Genomic DNA, 17310 nt, shown 5'->3' on the forward strand with positions numbered 1-17310 from the left:
ATAGCTGACGGGGATGCTCGATTTTCAGCTTGCTGAGTCATCCCCTTCAATCCGATAAAACGGAACCCAGACTGTCCGCCCTTCTTTCTTATAGCTTACATAAAGCAACGTATCATAAAACGTGCTCATATAAATCTCTTTCCCGGCAAGGGCTCCCCCCTGCTCACTTACATAAACACCTGTCGGCTGATAGTAGCGCTCAGGATTTTCTTCAAACGAAATATAGCTGTTGCGATGCTCGTACACATGATTTTGATATGTAATGGTTCTAGGCAGATCATCTTTTTTTGCCAGACAGCCGTTTAACACTAGCATGATCACGACCGTTTGCAATAAGAAAGATTGCTTTCTCATCAAACCAACTCCCATACCCATTATGATAGTATGTACGAGCAAAGCTGGGAAAGCGTTTCATTTAGGCTGAATGTTTTTTATCCTTTGTCATCTGAAAGCTGTTGAAAAAGGACGATTTTCAATGGCCTCTCGGCGCCGGGTACTAGGAGCTAATCTTTCCCACTATTTTTTGTTCATAGAAAGTCATATCTGTTTAAATAATCGCGAACTTCTTCCAATTTCTCTCTCCCGGCTTCCAACGCGGCAATTGCTTCTGTGCGGAAATCGTGAAAAACAGCCTCATTGCCGCCCGCCCTGTCATACAATTTTAAGTCCGGCTGCTGATTGATCAGGATAAGCTCCTTCCCCTCTACCAACTCTTCCACCAGCCTTGTCAGCGTCGGCATTGAGCAAACCCAGCCAAACTGCTTAAGCAGCTGCTGCCGGAGATCCGAAGCCGAACAGGCCTCACTTTTCCCTTGCATCACCTTCATAATTAAAAAAGGCAAAACCTTTTTATACTCTAAATATTGGCCAATAAACGGGAAATCTACCTCTGTCAAAGATGATTTGAACCGTTCAGCAGTTGCGGAGTGACAGCGTTGAACCGTTTGATCGAGACACATCAGATGCGCTTCAATGACCCGCCTCCATTCCCTGCATTGAACTTTTAAGTATTCCTTTCCAGTCATCGTAATCGTAAACGGTTTTTGAGGATGATGATAGGAAGGCATTAAATAACCTTGATATGTAAGAGACTTATAAAGATTGTTCACCTTTGACCTTATCGTAGAGGAGCGTTTGAACAACGAAAAATAGAGTGGAAGATTGGTTGAAATAGCGTTTGTCTCCTCACCGAGATAAATTCGATGTAATACGAGCCAAGAGAGTAATGTTTTTTTTGTTAAAACTTCTTTTTTCATTCGATCTGTATTCCTCCAGGCGTCAAAAAGCTAAATGACTTCTTTTTTCCTTTCAAGAAATCTCTTCTCCTTGTCTCTACCTCCTTTTCTAAATTTTATCTGAAAGGAGAAGCCGTCCTTATTATACCATATTTTGCTTATTCATACGTCAACCGTCTTAAAATTCCGAATATTGTTTTCGGACTTTTAGGCTCGCCGGAAAGATGTAGTATAATGAAAGGAGAAAAAGATAGGAGGAAGAAAATGGAGCGAAATCCTCAAACTGCAGATGAATGTCAACAGCTTCTCCGGCAAACGATTGTTCCATTTGCCGAAAGAGCCGCTTTTCATGATGAAGAAGCCAGCTTTCCATTTGAAAACCTTGAAGATTTAAAAAGAATCGGGTATCCGGCCTGGACTGTGCCGCGACAATTTGGCGGTCTGGAGCTTCCTTTACGAACCTGGCTTTCGTTTCAGGAAATGATCGCCCAAGCAGACGGAGCAACGGCCCTTTCAATCGGCTGGCATGTCGGGATTGCCTCTCAGCTCAATGTGAACGACACATGGCCAAAGCCGGTGCTCGATCGCGTCTATCAGGATATCGTCGATTCCGGCGCGCTGCTTAACGCCGCAGCAACTGAACCGGAGACCGGGAGCCCGACCCGTGGTGGGAAACCAACAACAAAAGCAATCAAAACAGCAGACGGCTGGCTGATAAATGGACGAAAGTCGTTTACTTCGATGGCGCCAGCTCTTGATTATATACTTGTTACAGCTACATTGCCTGATGGAGAGGTCGGTCAATTCCTTTTACACCACTCCGATCCGGGTATCCGTATTGACGAAACATGGAATACGATTTCGATGCGGGCAACGGCCAGCCACGATCTTTATTTGGTGCAAGTCGAATTGCCGGCCGACCGCCTTGTGGAACGGATCACCCCCGGGCCGAAAAAGCCGGCTGGCTGGTTGTTGCACATCCCCGCCTGTTATCTCGGGATTGCCCAGGCGGCCCAGGACTTTGCGGTTTCCTTCGCTTCGACCTATTCGCCAAACAGCTTGAACGGGCCGATTAAGGATTTGCCTAATGTTCAGATGAAGCTCGGCGAGAATGAAGCCTCGCTCCTCCAGGCGCGGTACTTCTTATATGGAGTCGCACAAAAATGGGATGAAGCGACCGCCGATCAAAGACAGCAGATGCAGCCGGAACTAGGGGCGGTTAAATTGAAAGCCGTCAATGCCGCGCTTGACATCGTCGACCGGGCGATGCGTGTCGTCGGCGCGGAAAGTTTATTTAAAAAGCACCCTCTGCAGCGCTACTACCGCGATGTCAGAGCCGGGCTTCATAATCCGCCGATGGATGACAGCACGCTGCTAATGCTGGCTGCCAATGTGCTTCGTACGAGGACGGACGGCGAACGTTAAAAGATTCGAGGACGGACCCCATGAGTCCAGCCTCGAAGCAATAAGCGGTTAGTTGAAAAGCTCAGACCGGAGAAATCCGCTTCGGTCTGAGCTTTTCGCTCGTCAATCCGTCTGCTGTTTCTTTCGAAAGTCACTTTTGTTAGTCCTTCTTCAGCTTTGCGGCAATTCGGTTGCCTAAGGACTGGAGCCCCTGAACGAGAATGATCAAAATAATGACGGTCGCATACATCACATCAGGCTCATAGCGCAAATGACCGAAACGGTACGCAAGGTCTCCCAAGCCACCGGCCCCGACCAAACCGGCCATCGCGGTAGCGCCAATCAGACCAATTGTCGCAATCGTTAAGCCGAGAATCAAGGATGGACGTGCTTCCCGTACCATGACATTCCAGATAATATGCCTTGTTTTGATGCCCATCGCTTCATAGGCTTCAAGCACGCCCTTATCGACTTCAAGCAAGGCTGACTCCATTAAACGGGCGATATACGGAGCAGTATAGACAACAAGGGGAACGATAACCCCTTTTACGCCCATCGATGTTCCGACAACGAGCTTCGTAAATGGCAAAATAAAAAACAGGAGAATAATGAACGGAATAGAGCGAATCACATTAATCACAGCATTTAGCAGCTGATACACATATTTGTTCTCCAAGCTTTTATTCGGTCTTGTTAAAACCAGCAGCGTACCCAGTGGCAAAGCTATGATAATGGAAATGATCAGCGAGATCGACACCATTTGGAACGTTTCAATCGAAGCCTTCCAAATCGCTTCGCCCCAGTTATCAAAAAATTCATTGATACCATTCATGGACCATCCACCCTTTCTACATACACTCCCTCTTCAACAAGGAAGGCAATCGCTGCTTCCGTCTGTTCCACCGAACCTTGCAAATGGACGATCATTCGCCCGTACGGTTCATTTTTCAGCTGAACAATATTGCCCGACATAATATTTGTATAAACGTCAAATCGCTTCGCCACTTCGGCTAAAGCCGGCTTCCCCGTTGATTGTCCGACAAACGCCAGCCGGATGATCGGGCCCTGCTGATGAAGAGACATCAGTACTTCTTCAGGAATATCTTCCGGAAACAGACTATTCATAAATTTCTTCGTCGTCTCGTGCGCCGCCTTGGAAAAAATATCAATAACCCTGCCTTCCTCGATCACTTTCCCGTTTTCCATAACCGCAACCCGGTCGCATATTTTTTGGATGACGTGCATTTCGTGCGTAATCAGTAAAATTGTAATCCCGAATTCCTGGTTAATTTTCAGCAACAGCTCCAAAATGGCTTCCGTCGTTTCCGGATCAAGCGCACTCGTCGCTTCATCACTTAACAATACCTCTGGCTCGTGGGAAAGAGCGCGGGCGATCGCAACACGTTGCTTTTGCCCGCCGGATAGCTGAGCCGGATAGGAATCAGCTTTTTCTTCCAGCCCGACGACGTCAAGGTATTTTTTCACCCGCCGATCAATTTCAGATTTCGGCACTCCGGTCAGCTTTAGCGGGATCGCAATATTTTCATAAACGGTCGCCGTCTTCAATAAGTTAAATCCCTGAAAAATCATGCCGATATTTTTTCGCGCTTCTCTTAATTTTGGAGCAGCGAGCTTTGTCATTTCCACTCCGTTGACGCGTATGCTTCCTTCCGTCGGGCGTTCAAGCATATTGACACAGCGAATCAGCGTGCTCTTTCCCGCGCCGCTATAGCCGATCACGCCATATATTTCCCCTTTTTTCACATGTAGTGAGACATCATTTAACGCGTGTACGCTCCTTTTCTTTGCGGAGAAAATTTTATTCACTTGGTTTAATTCAATCATCACTTTTCCACTCCTTACTCTTTATAAAGTGATTTTCTACGGACAGCGAGCAGGAAAGCACCCGCTTCCCTGCTCGCTATCAACTCTCTGTTTGCCGTTCGGTTCACCAGGCTTACCAGGAGGCGACTACCGAGCCGGCGAATTCTTCTTCGATAAATTGCTTCACCTCGTCAGACTGATAAATCTCAATGAACTTTTGCACGACTGGATCATCCTTGTTTTCCGTACGCGTTACAATCAGGTTCACCCATGGTGAATCGCTCGCCTCAATAAAGATCGAATCTTCCGTCGGCACATAGCCATGCTCAATCGCGAAGTTTGTATTGATTGCTGCTGCCGCAAGCTCATCCAATTGTCTTGGAATCTGCGATGCTTCAAGCTCAATAAATTCTAGGTTTTTCGGATTTTCGATAATGTCGCTGACCATCGCTGATGAACCGGCTTCCGGGTCCAATTTAATCAACCCCGCAGCTTCAAACAGCATCAACGAACGGGCGCCGTTGGTCGGATCGTTCGGCAAACCTAACGTATCACCTTCTTGCAGCTCGCTGACATCCGCTAATTCCGTTGAATAAATCCCCATTGGAAAATTAACAGCCGTCGCCACATCAGTCAGATCAAGATTGCGATCTTCCTTAAAGTCTTCCAGGTAAGGCTTGTGCTGAAAAACATTCAAATCAAGGTTGCCCTCATCTAAGGCCACGTTCGGCATCACATATTCGGTAAAGACGGAAAGCTCAATCTCCAGCCCCTGCTCAGCGGCGAGTTCTTGTACTTTTTCAAGAATTTGCTCATGCGGTCCGGCTGTTACACCGACAACGAGCTTTTCCTCTGAAAGAGCCGTGCCTTCTTCAGCACCTCCTGCATCCGTTTCTCCCGTGTCCCCTTCGCCGCTCGTTCCGCAAGCCGCCAATCCAATAAGTGATAATGCTGTTACTGTTGATAATAAAAACTTTTTCATCTGGTTCTCTCCTCTTCCTTACTTATTCTCTATTTTTCTATATGCTTCCACAGTTTGAAAACTGGAAACTACCTCTTCAATCGTAAATGATTCTTCCATAAAATGAATCGATTCCCCTTCAGCCAGCGTAAAGGCAGCGAGCTTTTCAAGCGTTTCCTGATCGTTCTGCAGCCCCAGCTCTCCGAGAGAGGACGGAAGGTTGATCTTTTCATAGAACGAGAGCAAAGCCTGGAGCTCGTCAAGCTGTTGTTCTAACGCAACCTGGACAAGAATGCCATATGCTACCTTTTCGCCATGTAAAAAAGAATGCGTTTCTTCAAATTGCGTCAACCCATTATGAACGGAATGAGCCGCGGCGATGCGACCATATTCATCACCCAAACCGCCAACAAGCCCTCCGGCTAAAATCGATGTTTCCATTATCGCGAGCAAGGAAGACGAGACGCGCTGCTCGCTAAGGGCTGAAAGCGCCTGTTCACTTTCAGCGAGGATCACATCCCGGCAGACCTCGGCCGCCTTCAGCGACATCATGACCGGAACCCGCGGCTCGGGCAACGCTTTCGTTAAAGCTTTCGCCTCATACCACTTGGCGAGCGTATCGCCGATTCCGGCGCGCAAATAAGCGGCTGGAGAATGAGCAATGATCCGCGGCTCGACGAGCACAACCCACGGATTTTTTATGTAGGGCTGATACCGTAAATAATCACCCTGCTCCGTATAAATGACACTTAACGGCGTCCAGGCGGCGCATGTCGAAGCAAGTGTCGGCAGGAGCATCACCGGAATGTTCAGCTCATTGGCAGCGGCCTTCGCGATATCCATTACCTTTCCCCCGCCCAGGCCGATGATGACATCGCTCTCGTGGTCACCTGCCACATGAGCAACGCGCTCAATTTCCTTCAGCGAGCACTCCCCCTGATAACGCTCATAGCTGACGGCCACCTCTGTAAATTCGGGCAAATAATCACTCCCCGCCTCCCACGATTTCTCGCCGTGAAGCAGCAGCGCCTTTTTGACCCGTCCCTCTACTAATAAAGCCTCTATTCTCTCATAGACGTTTTCTTCACATGCATAATAGCTTGGTGAACCTTGAACCCGAATCGCTTTCACGTTTTCTCCCCTCTTCCTTATCCCGCATCAATCTTCTATAAAACTGATAAAATTAGTTGGTTTAATATTAAACTAGTATATAGAATCCTGCTGCAAAATACAATATCTTTTTTGAGAATTGAGAAAAAACACATCACAATTAAAAAAAGCCACTCCAACAGGCTTTGCCCGATTGGAATGACGTTTTTGCTTTCAGTTAATGAATCTCTTCATAAATTAACGGCGGCCGGTTGCTTTCTCCTTCAGAAATCGAATATGCTTGACGAACCATTGCCACGACTTCATCGACATCTTGCTGATTGGCATGTAATGTCGCAATCGTCTCGCCGCGTTTTACGTCGTCGCCGATTTTCTTTTCAAGTTCGATCCCGACAGCGAGATCAATCGTCGATTCCTTTGTCGCCCGTCCTGCTCCGAGCAGCATCGCCGCGGTGCCGATTTTATCGGCGACAATTGCCGCGACCTTCCCATCCTGTTCAGCTTTGACAGGGATCTTCAGCTGGGCCTGCGGCAGCCTGGTTGGATCATCGACAACCGCCGGGTCGCCGCCCTGCGCTTCGATAAATGTCTTCAGCGTCTCAATTGCCTGGCCGTTCGCAATGACTTCGACCAGTTTTTCTCTCGCTTCTTCAACTGAATCAGCTCTATCGGCGAGATAGACCATATGGCTTCCAAGTGTCAGACAAAGCTCCACCAAATCAGCCGGCCCTTCGCCGCGCAGCATCTCAATCGCTTCCCTGATTTCAAGCGCATTTCCGACGGTGCGCCCCAACGGCTGGTTCATATCGGAAATGACGGCCATCGTATTGCGGCCGAGGCTTTTTCCGATCGCCACCATCGCTTCGGCAAGCTCTTTCGCCTGGTCAAACTCTTTCATGAACGCCCCGGAACCGGTTTTGACATCAAGGACAATCGCATCGGCCCCTGAGGCAATCTTTTTGCTCATGATTGAGCTGGCGATCAACGGAATGGAGTTGACTGTTGCTGTTACATCACGCAGCGCGTACAGCTTTTTATCGGCCGGTGTTAAATTCCCGGTCTGACCGACGACGGAGAGCTTGTTCTGATTGACCAGCTTCAGGAATTGACTTGTCTCCAGCTCGACACTGAATCCAGGAATCGCTTCGAGCTTATCAATTGTGCCGCCGGTGTGACCAAGTCCGCGCCCCGACATTTTTGCAACAGGAACACCGAGCGCGGCGACGAGCGGCGCTAAGGCAATCGTTGTTTTGTCGCCAACGCCGCCGGTCGAATGCTTGTCGACCTTGATGCCTTCAATCGACGATAAGTCAATTTGATCCCCTGATTCTACCATTGCCATCGTTAATTCAGCGCGCTCTTCTGTCGACATATCTTGAAAAAAGATCGCCATCGCCAACGCGGACATTTGATAATCAGGAATTTCTCCCTTCGTGTAGCCTTCTACAGCATAACGGATTTCAGCCTTTGTTAATTGATGGCCATCGCGTTTCTTTTCAATCAGGTCAACCATACGCATCAGGCTTCGCCTCCTTTTTGTCCGCCCACCTATGAAAGGGGTGCAGTTGCCACAAGTTCCTTAACTAATGTAATGAAAACAGGCTTTGTTCGGTTGGCGACAGCGACCACTTCCTCATGGGTGATCCCTTGAATTTCTTCCCCGATCGCCATATCGGTAATACACGAAATTCCGAGCACCTTCATTCCGGCATGACGAGCGACGATGACTTCAGGCACGGTTGACATCCCGACGACATCGCCGCCTACATTGCGGAGCATGACCAGTTCGGCCCCGCTCATATACGTCGGGCCGGTCACGCCTGCATAGACACCTTGCTGCAGTGAAATACCAAGCTTCTTCCCGGTTTCCAGAGCGAATTGCACGAGCTCGGGCGTGTAGGCATGGCTCATATCTGGAAAGCGCGGTCCAAGCTCTTCCTCATTCGGTCCGATTAACGGGTTCTCACCCGTCATATTCAAATGGTCGGTAATGACCATCAAATCGCCGGGGGCGAATGCTTTGTTCATTCCGCCGCAGGCGTTCGTCACGAGAAGCAGTTCGACGCCGATTTGCTTCATCACACGAACCGGAAAGGTTACCTCTTGCATGGAATAGCCTTCATAATAGTGAAAGCGGCCCTGCATCGCGACAACCGGCTTGCCTTGCAGGCTACCGATCACGAGCTGCCCGGCGTGACCTTCTACGGTCGAAACCGGGAAATGCGGAATATCGCCATAAGGAATCTTGACAGCATCTTCAATCTCATCGGCCAATTCACCCAGGCCTGAGCCGAGAATCAGTCCGATCTTTGGAGTGGTCGTCAGTTTTTCATTCAAATACGCCGCCGATTCTTTTATTTTTGCAAGCAGTTGTTCCATGTTTGTTCCCCTCACTTGTTATATATTTTTGACAATCGCATTTATTAGGGCGAGAAAGTCTTCCTTCACGCGCTCGGTCGTCTCAATCACTTCCTCGTGATCCAATGGCTGTGGAAGAATGCCTGCGGCCATGTTGGAAATGCAAGAAATCCCGAGCACGTCCAATCCGGCATGGCGGGCGACGATGACTTCAGGCACGGTCGACATTCCGACTGCGTCGCCTCCAAGCTTGCGAATCATTTTCACTTCGGCCGGAGTTTCGTAGCACGGACCGGTATTGGCGACATAAACCCCTTCCTTAACAGAAATATGTAAGTGGGCTGCCTGCTCTTTCGCCACCTGACGCAATGAAGGCGAGTAAGCGTTGGACATATCCGGAAAACGGACGCCGAAATCGGGATCATTCGGCCCAATGAGCGGATTTTGGCTCATATTATTGATATGATCTGTAATCAGCATTAAATCGCCCGCCTGAAACGATTCATTTACCCCTCCGGCGGCATTTGTCACGATAACGATGTTGACACCAAGCTCCTTCATGACACGGACCGGAAACGTCACCGTATCCATTGAATACCCTTCATAAAAATGAAAGCGGCCCTGCATCGCGACAACCGTCTTGCCTTGTAGGCTGCCGATCACGAGCTGCCCGGCATGACCAGCCACCGTCGATACAGGAAAATGAGGGATTTCCTTATATGGGATCGAGACCGGCTGTTCGATTTCCTCCGCCAACACGCCGAGTCCCGAGCCAAGAATAAGACCGATTGTCGGCTTTTCACCGATCTTCCCATTAATATAATCCACTGCCTGCTGCACTGTCTGTTTCTCCATCTTTGTTTCCCCTCCCATTATAATTGTTGTAAAAAACTCGTACCGTGCTTTGGTAGAGGAACGCCGAAATTATCGGCAATTGTTGCTCCGACATCGGCAAACGTCTGTCTTGTTCCCAAATCATTGGCCGTCGTTTGCTTTTTATGATGCACAAGCAACGGGACGAGCTCGCGTGTATGATCCGTTCCCGGAAACGTCGGATCATTGCCGTGATCAGCTGTAATGACCAATAAGTCCTTCTCTGTTAAGGCGTCCATTACCTGCCTAAGCTGGCGGTCAAATTGCTCAAGCGCCTCGCCGTACCCGAGCGGATCGCGCCGATGACCGAACTTCGCGTCGAAATCAACTAAATTCAGGAAGCTGAGTCCGGTAAAAGGCTTTTTCAGCGTGTCGAGCAGCTTATTCATCCCATCCTCATTGGAGACGGTGCGGATCGATTCCGTAATCCCTTCGCCGTCATAAATATCGGATATTTTGCCAAGCGCAATCGAATCAAGGCCGCTCTCGACCAGCTCGTTCATTACCGTTTTTCCAAATGGCTTCAGCGCGTAATCATGCCGGTTCGGCGTCCGCTCCCATTTTCCATCCTCGCCGACAAACGGGCGGGCAATCACTCTGCCGACCATATAGGCGGGATCTAACGTCAGCTTTCTCGCCTTCTCGCAAATATCATACAATTCCGCAAGCGGGACAACGTCTTCATGTGCGGCAATTTGCAGAACGGAATCCGCCGATGTATAAACGATCAGCGCCCCTGTTTCAACATGCTCACGTCCAAGTTCCACAAGGATTTCCGTGCCCGAGGCGACTTTGTTGCCGATAATTTTCCGGCCAGTCTGCCGTTCAAGCTCCGCGATTAATTCCGGCGGGAACCCATTCGGAAACACTTGAAACGGCTCCGTTATATGGAGACCCATTATCTCCCAATGGCCGGTCATCGTATCCTTTCCACTTGAAGCTTCCTGCATCAATCCGTAATGAGCAAGCGGATTCGCGACCTTTTCCACCCCTAAAACAGGGCGAATATGAGCCAAGCCCAGCTTGGCCATATTTGGCATTTGCAGACCTTGCATTCGTTCTGCTATATGGCCGAGTGTATCCGACCCTTCATCGCCGAATTGTGCCGCATCCGGCGCTGCCCCGATGCCGACAGAATCGAGGACGATTAAAAAGATCCGTTCAAATTGAGCTTTCTTCATCAAGCCTTCCTCCCTTTTCTTCCCTGTTACTATACCCCGTTCTCTCTATCTTAACGATCAAATCATAAGACGTCAGAAGTCTGACCTCTAATTCGGAAAAAGACTATGCCCTCGGATGATACTGGGCATAGACATCTCGCATTCTCACCTTCGTGACATGGGTATAAATTTGTGTCGTCGAAATATCAGCATGGCCAAGCATTTCCTGCACGGCCCGAAGATCGGCGCCGTTTTCCAGCAAATGTGTTGCAAAGGAATGCCGTAACGTATGTGGCGTCAGTTCTTTTTCAATCCGGGCCTGGGCGGCAAGCTGCTTCAGCACCTTCCAAAAGCCCTGCCGCGATAACGGTTTTCCATGATGATTAACGAAGAGTATTTCATGCCGTTGTTTCTTCATTAATACCGGCCTGCTCGCTTTCACATAATGCTCAATCGCCGCTGTCGCTTTCCGGCCAAGCGGGATGATCCGCTCTTTGTTCCCTTTGCCGATACAACGGACAAATCCCATTGTCAAATGCGTGTCGGAAAGCGTTAAGCTTAACAGCTCCGTCACCCGCATTCCGGTCGCGTAAAGCGCTTCAAGCAGAGCGCGATTTCGAATGGAAAAGGCATCTCCTCCGTGCGGCGCCTCCAGTAATGCTTCCACCTCGGCCAAAGACAGCACTTTCGGTAAACGCTTGCTCGCCTTGGGCAGTTCGACATGAGCAGACGGATCGCGCTCGGCAAGCCTTTCGCGTAACGCAAATTGGTGAAAGGCGCGAACCGCAGCCATCATTCGCGCCACTGTCGTTTCCGCTTTTCCTTGATCCTTTAAATAATATAAAAATTGCAGCACATGCTGCCGCTCAATTGAAGCGAGTGATTCGACCTGCTCAACCTGCTTTACATAAAGCTGATATTGTTTCAGATCACGCTGATAGGATTGAATCGTATTAAGGGCAAGTCCTCTTTCTACGCGAATATAATGGAGAAACTCCGCTATTTCCTGTTCCACCTGACATCGCTTCCTCTCACAAGGGCTATTCTCCTTCCAGGTAGAATAGCAGCAATCGTTCTATCCATGAAGAAGAGCCGTTGTCATTCTCCATGTGAAACACTTTGATTGCCTTTCCTTTCGGTTCATCGTATCGATGATAGCTTTCATATTCCTGACTCACCCATAGAATACCATAATAAAAGAGAAGTGTGCATCCCATAAATAAGAGAAATACTTTTAATGTTTGGATGACCGCCTGAAACCATGTTTTCATCGGGATACCCCCCAGCATTCTTCTTATTACAAGCTATGCCAAAAATGCTAAAGAATATACCTGACAGAAGAGCTTCCGCACCTGCAAAAAACGTCTTCTCTAAAAACCTTCCTCCCCACTCTCTCCTACATATAAACTTAGAGGCTGGCAAAAGGTAAAAAAAACACCTTTTTGTCCAGCCTCTTCTCCACGATCATCTATGAAGTTGTTCTTTTTACTTCTCTTCATCCTTGCCGTGGCAGCGATGACAAATGCCATGAAAGGTAAGACGGTGGTCTTTAATTTTAAAGTTCCAGTCGCGCTCGACCACTTCTTCCACATCGCCGAGCAGATCCTCTTGAATTTCATCTACAGCTCCACACTCTATGCAAACCAAATGATGATGGAAGTGCGCAGCCCCTTCCTGACGCAAATCAAATCGTGAGACACCATCGCCAAAATTTATTTTATCTACAATCTTCAGCTCCGCCAGAAGCTCAAGCGTGCGATACACGGTAGCTAAGCCAATTTCCGGTGATTTCTCTTTCACGAGGAGGTAAACGTCTTCTGCACTTAAATGGTCTTCTTCATGCTCAAGCAGCACCCGTACAGTTGATTCCCGTTGCGGTGTAAGCTTGTAGCTCTGTGAATGCAAATGCTTCTTGATTCGTTCGAGTCGTTTCTCCATCGTACCAGCCTCCCCTCAAACCATTTTACCTCCTCTCATTATAATCATTCAAAAAAACAGTGTCAATTGATAATGATTATTGATTAAAAAGATAGAATTATTTTCATTTGATAATTACTATTATTAAGAGCTGATCACAAATCTCATTAATACCGGAGAAATATACGCTTCAAAGGCAGAAGCAAGCGTCACAATCCCACCGACGCTGAAAACGAGCAGTGAATATTTTAGAAATTGCGGCATTACCGGAATGTTGGCTTTCTTGACGAACTGCTGGCGTACCATTTTCAAGCAAAAGGAAATACTCGCCGTACCGACGATAATAAACGCCGGGACAAGGATGAAGTTTTGCGGCATAATCGAGACAAACGACAAGAAAAACCCGGACATCCCCATCTGATTGACGAGAAAACCGACAGTAAAGCCGACGACCACTCCTTTTAAAAACAAAAGCACTAAAATGACCGGCAACCCGATCATCGATAAGCCCAAAATCCACATCAGACCGAAATATTTCGCATAATGGACGAAGCTCTGGCTGAATATCGCCGCCGGTTCGGCCAAATCGCCCTGCTCAACTTGTCCAAAAAATTGGCTGACATACATATATAAATCGTGCTTTTGCGTCAGGCTCAAGCTATTGACGATAATCGCCCCAAATACAATGCCGATTAAAAAAAGCACGGTCGTAAATAAATAGATTGCCCGGTTCTCTGTTACATGGCCCGTTACAGCCTCCCGAATCCCCTGCCTTCTCATCTTTTTCCCTCCTCATGTACTCTTACTCCACTCTATGAATGGAAGGGAAAATCTATGACAAGTGTTCTATTCTATGATTCTCCGCACCTTGCCGTACGTCCCGCCTCCGCCGGCCTCCACCTCCAGCCCGTTCGCCCTCGCGGCAAGAATATCGTTTGCGATAGAAGACGGCACGACCGCTTGCAGTTCTTCTGCGGTAGCGCGGTGAATGATATTCATGTCCGTTCCAAAGACAGCGCGCAGCTTTTCCAGCGTTTTCTTTCCGAGCTTTGGAATAAACTCCAGTGGAATTTGATGCACATAGGGCGGCCGTGAAGCAGGTCCGCCCTCACCCGATTTCAGCTCACGCAGGCGATCGGCCACTCCTTTAATCTGTTTGTGCGAGCCGCAGGCGGAACAAGCCGTCCCTGAAGCGGTCACCTCCCCGCAAACAGCGCATCTTGTTTGATAATATTTGCCGAGCAGCGGGTTCAAACCAAAATTGCTGACGATCATCCGCCCCTGCTCGTTTTTCAACGCCTGCTTAAATTCGCTGAAGCTCGGCTGCCCGAGTCGGATCATTTGATACTCTCGCGCCATCTTTTCAAGCGAATGGGCGTCGGAATTCGTCAAATAAGGATAGCGGTGCAGCTCTTCAATCTGATCGGCCATCGTCGTATCACTGCTTAAACCTAGCTCGATTGCATCGATTAAATCGGGATCAAAGATTTCCGCCAGACTCCGCTTCACCCCTTTTCCATAGACACTTTTAAAAGGAGTGAATACATGGGCCGGAATAAAAAGGCCGTCAAGCTCGCGCACTTTTTTTTGCACCGTCTTTGCCCGCTCATAAACCCGCTGTGAGCTAAGGCGCGGGTTTTTCATCCGTTGCGCGAGCCAGTCGCTGAGTTCGCGCATGCTTTCCAATGTCGGCATAAACAGGAGAACATGAACCGGTCCCTGGCCGGCTTCATCAGACAATTCAATTTCCGTGCCGGGAAACAGTGTCACCCGTGAAAATTGTAGCCCTCCGCCTGCAAGCGGATAAGCAGCCTGATGCTCGACCGCCTCCTCGATTTGCCTCAGCACCTCATCGACGTGACAATCGATCACACCGACGATATCAATTCCTTTCGTATCGCCAGCCATCCCGAGAATCCGTTCCAACGTCAAAGAGGGAGCAGCTGAAATTTTCACTGCTTCCCCCTTTCTCGTTCTTCCGATATGAATATGTAGATCAGCAATGTAATCATGCAGCATTTACGTTCGCCCTACTTCCTTAAGCTTCATATATTGCACAGCGAAGGCCGTCTTCGCGTCATAAATCGTTTGATCGCGGATCATTTGCTCCGCTTCTTCTAATGTAACCTCAAGAACATCGAGAAATTCATCAGCATCCAATGCCCCTTGCCCTTTTTCAAGATCAGCGCATTCATACAGGTGGATCAGCTCATCGGCAAAACCCGGTGATGTATAGAAGGAAATAAGATAATGAAGCTTTTCCGAGCGGTAACCGGTCTCTTCCTCCAGCTCTCTCCGCGCCGCTGCATCCGGCTCTTCCCCCCGTTCAAGCTTGCCTGCCGGTATTTCGACAATCACTTTATCTAGCGCTTTCCGGTATTGGCGGACGAGCACAAGCTTTCCTTCCTTTGTAATCGGAAGAATCGCCACCGCGCCGGGATGCTTAACGATCTCACGTTTGCTTTTTTTGCCATTTGGCAGCGTGACGTCGTCGACTTGTAAATCGATCACTTTTCCTTGATAGATCGGGGTTGTTTTTATCGTCTTTTCAAAAAGATGATCCACATTCTTTCCTCCTGTTCTTTTTCAGCGTCCTCTCTCATAGAAGTGTATCATACTTCTAAACAGAGAGGACGGACAGCCATGAACATTTATCTCCATCAGCGAGGTGTTGTGTTGACAGGAAAAGCGTGGGAAATCAAAGCAAAGCTCAAGGAGCTCCGCCACTCCTATTCAACAGTCGAAAGCTGGCTTCAATCGGTTGAAGGGACAAGCTCAAGACCGAAGCGCACCGCTTCGGCGACGGCCAGAAAAAACGCCGGATCATCGGCAAAGCTGCGGCCCATCGTTTGAAGAGGGAGCTTCGCCGCTTTTAGCGCACGCAAAAAGGCAGACTGAGCCTGATTGCGTTCAGCGAAATGAATCTGATGGCTGCATTGAAAGCTGACTTCCTTCAGCTGCCTCTTAATCACTTGCCGATACTTGTCGTCAAGATAAGGAAAAGGCAGCACCACCTCTTTTAACGTAAACCGGCTTAGAGGAGTGAGCGTGTGGTGACTGAGGCCATAGTGACGCTCCCGCTTATCGGCAAAGGAGAGGCGCGGGACCCAGATCGGCATGCCACCGAGGGCGCTGACCGTGTTGGACCAATTCGCCTGAGCCATCCCGCTGAAGCCGTAGACAGTTCCTGTGCCGACGACACCGGGGCCGACCGAAATGACGATCATCTTGGCCTGCAGCACCATCTTGGCAAATTGCAAAGCGGAGGCGAGCGTAACAGCTTCATATTGCCCGCCGAACGCCTGACCGACCGTGATCGAGGAAAAAAACTCCTCACGGTGCAGTTCACGCAGCTGATCGCTGAGGGCAAGCGGCAGAGCCGCCTGATCATCAAAAATCACGCAGCAGCTGATTCCTTCTTGCAGCTCTTGGGCCATGTAGTACATTAACGGCACCATGCTGTGAAGCTCGGCCAGCCAGACGTGGGTGCCAGCTAACGAAAACGGCTCACAAAAGATATCATGGAAGTCACTTTGCTGCTCTTCAACGGTGAGCACACTATGCTGGACAGGGGTATAGCGCGCTTTCATAATATGACCTGCTTCCCAGCTTCCCGCTATCATCCCGTCATGATTCCCTGCCAGGCTGCGAACAATATCCCAGCCGCCCGTCCCAAGCTTGAGCGTTGTCGCCGTCGTATTGACCCATACTTGCTCTCCGGCCTTTACAGGTGGCGTAAAACGCTTAAATAAGATCGCGCGCCCCACTTCACTGTCTGTCGTCAACTTCTGAACCTCTTCATCCTCATACCATACAGCCAACACCGTTGCTTTCGTTTCTGTATACATATCTTCACGCCCAACTTCGTCACATTTTCTCCTAGTGTACCCCGTTTAGGCAGAAATCATGACGGCGCTGCTCGCCACTATTGATCAAGCAAAGGCAAAATCAGCTCCTCCAGCCCTTCATATGTTACTTCGCCTGCAATTCGCTCTTCAATGACCCCGTCCCTGTTAATAATGTACGTTACCGGCAGTCCCGGAAGCTGATACTGATCATAAACGAATCCATCCTCATCGAAAAAGACCGGTAACGTAATGTTCATTTCTTCAATAAATTCAGCAGCATCCTGCAAAGTACGTTCTGTTTTTTGCATATTCACCGTTAGCACCGATAACCCTTGAGCGTGGTAATCATCCTGAAGCTGCATAAGGGCAGGCATTTCCTCCCGGCAAGGCTCGCACCACGAGGCCCATGTATTTAAGACGATCACATTTCCGAAATAATCATGAAGCTCCCCCACAGGCTGCTCATACATCGGCAATTGAAAATTTTCCGCCACCATTCCCGGACTGTTTCCGACTTCCTGTCTATCTCGAGACATGAAAAGATTGGCTATCAACAAGACTGCCACTACTACGACGACACCAGTTAGCTTTCGTTTCATTCTGGTCCTCCTACTCTGTTC

General features: G+C 48.9%; 20 protein-coding genes. 2 read left to right on the forward strand and 18 right to left on the reverse strand.

All coding sequences use genetic code 11. From position 1 onward, the window contains the following. Window positions 1–24: 24 nt before the first annotated feature. Window positions 25–354: a hypothetical protein gene (locus M3202_RS12130; protein ID WP_251223597.1), complete on the reverse strand. Its 330-nt coding sequence runs from the start codon at window positions 352–354 to the stop codon at window positions 25–27. A 173-nt stretch (window positions 355–527) separates the two neighbouring features. Next, window positions 528–1256: a hypothetical protein gene (locus M3202_RS12135; protein WP_251223598.1), complete on the reverse strand. Its 729-nt coding sequence runs from the start codon at window positions 1254–1256 to the stop codon at window positions 528–530. A 243-nt stretch (window positions 1257–1499) separates the two neighbouring features. On the opposite strand from M3202_RS12135, the gene M3202_RS12140 reads away from it, so the two are divergent. After that, on the forward strand, window positions 1500–2660 hold the full coding sequence (locus tag M3202_RS12140) for an acyl-CoA dehydrogenase family protein (protein WP_251223599.1): 1161 nt from the start codon (window positions 1500–1502) through the stop codon (window positions 2658–2660). A gap of 139 nt (window positions 2661–2799) precedes the next feature. Here the strand turns inward: M3202_RS12140 and M3202_RS12145 are convergent, their stop codons facing one another. The 14 genes from M3202_RS12145 to M3202_RS12210 all read right to left on the reverse strand — a co-directional run bounded on the left by M3202_RS12145 (window position 2800) and on the right by M3202_RS12210 (window position 15407). Further along, window positions 2800–3471, reverse strand: coding sequence for a methionine ABC transporter permease (locus M3202_RS12145; RefSeq protein WP_251223600.1), 672 nt, complete (start codon window positions 3469–3471; stop codon window positions 2800–2802). After that, entirely contained in the window at window positions 3468–4484 is a 1017-nt protein-coding gene (locus M3202_RS12150) for a methionine ABC transporter ATP-binding protein (protein ID WP_251223601.1), read from the reverse strand. The genes M3202_RS12145 and M3202_RS12150 overlap by 4 nt, the downstream gene beginning before the upstream one ends. A 112-nt stretch (window positions 4485–4596) precedes the next feature. Then, a complete protein-coding gene (locus M3202_RS12155) occupies window positions 4597–5445 on the reverse strand; it encodes a MetQ/NlpA family ABC transporter substrate-binding protein (protein WP_251223602.1) in 849 nt (282 codons plus the stop codon). Window positions 5446–5463: 18 nt separating this feature from the next. Then, window positions 5464–6555 carry an iron-containing alcohol dehydrogenase family protein gene (locus M3202_RS12160; RefSeq protein WP_251223603.1) on the reverse strand — a complete coding sequence of 364 codons (1092 nt, stop codon included), beginning with the start codon at window positions 6553–6555 and terminating at the stop codon, window positions 5464–5466. A 196-nt stretch (window positions 6556–6751) separates the two neighbouring features. Then, on the reverse strand, window positions 6752–8053 hold the full coding sequence (locus tag M3202_RS12165; protein ID WP_251223604.1) for a pyrimidine-nucleoside phosphorylase: 1302 nt from the start codon (window positions 8051–8053) through the stop codon (window positions 6752–6754). A gap of 29 nt (window positions 8054–8082) precedes the next feature. Next, window positions 8083–8913, reverse strand: a complete 831-nt coding sequence (locus M3202_RS12170; protein WP_251223605.1) for a purine-nucleoside phosphorylase — start codon at window positions 8911–8913, stop codon at window positions 8083–8085. Between the two features lie 18 nt (window positions 8914–8931). Further along, on the reverse strand, window positions 8932–9747 hold the full coding sequence (locus M3202_RS12175) for a purine-nucleoside phosphorylase (RefSeq protein ID WP_251223606.1): 816 nt from the start codon (window positions 9745–9747) through the stop codon (window positions 8932–8934). A 17-nt stretch (window positions 9748–9764) separates the two neighbouring features. Continuing rightward, on the reverse strand, window positions 9765–10946 hold the full coding sequence (gene deoB, locus M3202_RS12180) for a phosphopentomutase (RefSeq protein ID WP_251223607.1): 1182 nt from the start codon (window positions 10944–10946) through the stop codon (window positions 9765–9767). Window positions 10947–11049: 103 nt separating this feature from the next. Beyond that, window positions 11050–11940 (reverse strand): site-specific tyrosine recombinase XerD, encoded by an 891-nt coding sequence (xerD, locus tag M3202_RS12185; RefSeq protein ID WP_251223608.1) that lies wholly within the window; start codon window positions 11938–11940, stop codon window positions 11050–11052. A 25-nt stretch (window positions 11941–11965) separates the two neighbouring features. Then, a complete protein-coding gene (locus M3202_RS12190; RefSeq protein ID WP_251223609.1) occupies window positions 11966–12196 on the reverse strand; it encodes a YqzK family protein in 231 nt (76 codons plus the stop codon). A gap of 214 nt (window positions 12197–12410) precedes the next feature. Continuing rightward, on the reverse strand, window positions 12411–12863 hold the full coding sequence (gene fur, locus M3202_RS12195; RefSeq protein WP_251223610.1) for a ferric iron uptake transcriptional regulator: 453 nt from the start codon (window positions 12861–12863) through the stop codon (window positions 12411–12413). A 123-nt stretch (window positions 12864–12986) separates the two neighbouring features. Then, the gene (gene spoIIM / locus M3202_RS12200) at window positions 12987–13622 is read right to left on the reverse strand and encodes a stage II sporulation protein M (RefSeq protein WP_251223611.1); all 636 of its coding nucleotides are present in this window, start codon (window positions 13620–13622) and stop codon (window positions 12987–12989) included. A 66-nt stretch (window positions 13623–13688) separates the two neighbouring features. Next, the gene (locus tag M3202_RS12205; RefSeq protein WP_251223612.1) at window positions 13689–14861 is read right to left on the reverse strand and encodes an endonuclease Q family protein; all 1173 of its coding nucleotides are present in this window, start codon (window positions 14859–14861) and stop codon (window positions 13689–13691) included. Further along, entirely contained in the window at window positions 14862–15407 is a 546-nt protein-coding gene (locus M3202_RS12210; protein WP_251223613.1) for an NUDIX hydrolase, read from the reverse strand. 78 nt (window positions 15408–15485) lie between these two features. Here M3202_RS12210 and mciZ point away from each other — a divergent pair, with 78 nt between their 5' ends. Then, window positions 15486–15695, forward strand: a complete 210-nt coding sequence (mciZ, locus tag M3202_RS12215; RefSeq protein ID WP_251223614.1) for a Z-ring formation inhibitor MciZ — start codon at window positions 15486–15488, stop codon at window positions 15693–15695. Here mciZ and M3202_RS12220 read toward each other — a convergent pair. Both M3202_RS12220 and M3202_RS12225 read right to left on the reverse strand, forming a co-directional pair. Further along, a complete protein-coding gene (locus tag M3202_RS12220) occupies window positions 15596–16690 on the reverse strand; it encodes a DUF3866 family protein (RefSeq protein ID WP_251223615.1) in 1095 nt (364 codons plus the stop codon). The genes mciZ and M3202_RS12220 overlap by 100 nt on opposite strands. A gap of 77 nt (window positions 16691–16767) precedes the next feature. After that, entirely contained in the window at window positions 16768–17289 is a 522-nt protein-coding gene (locus M3202_RS12225; protein ID WP_251223616.1) for a TlpA disulfide reductase family protein, read from the reverse strand. Window positions 17290–17310: the final 21 nt, after the last annotated feature.

The sequence above is a fragment of the Halalkalibacter oceani genome (assembly GCF_023715605.1).
Classification (GTDB): domain Bacteria; phylum Bacillota; class Bacilli; order Bacillales; family Bacillaceae_D; genus Halalkalibacter; species Halalkalibacter oceani.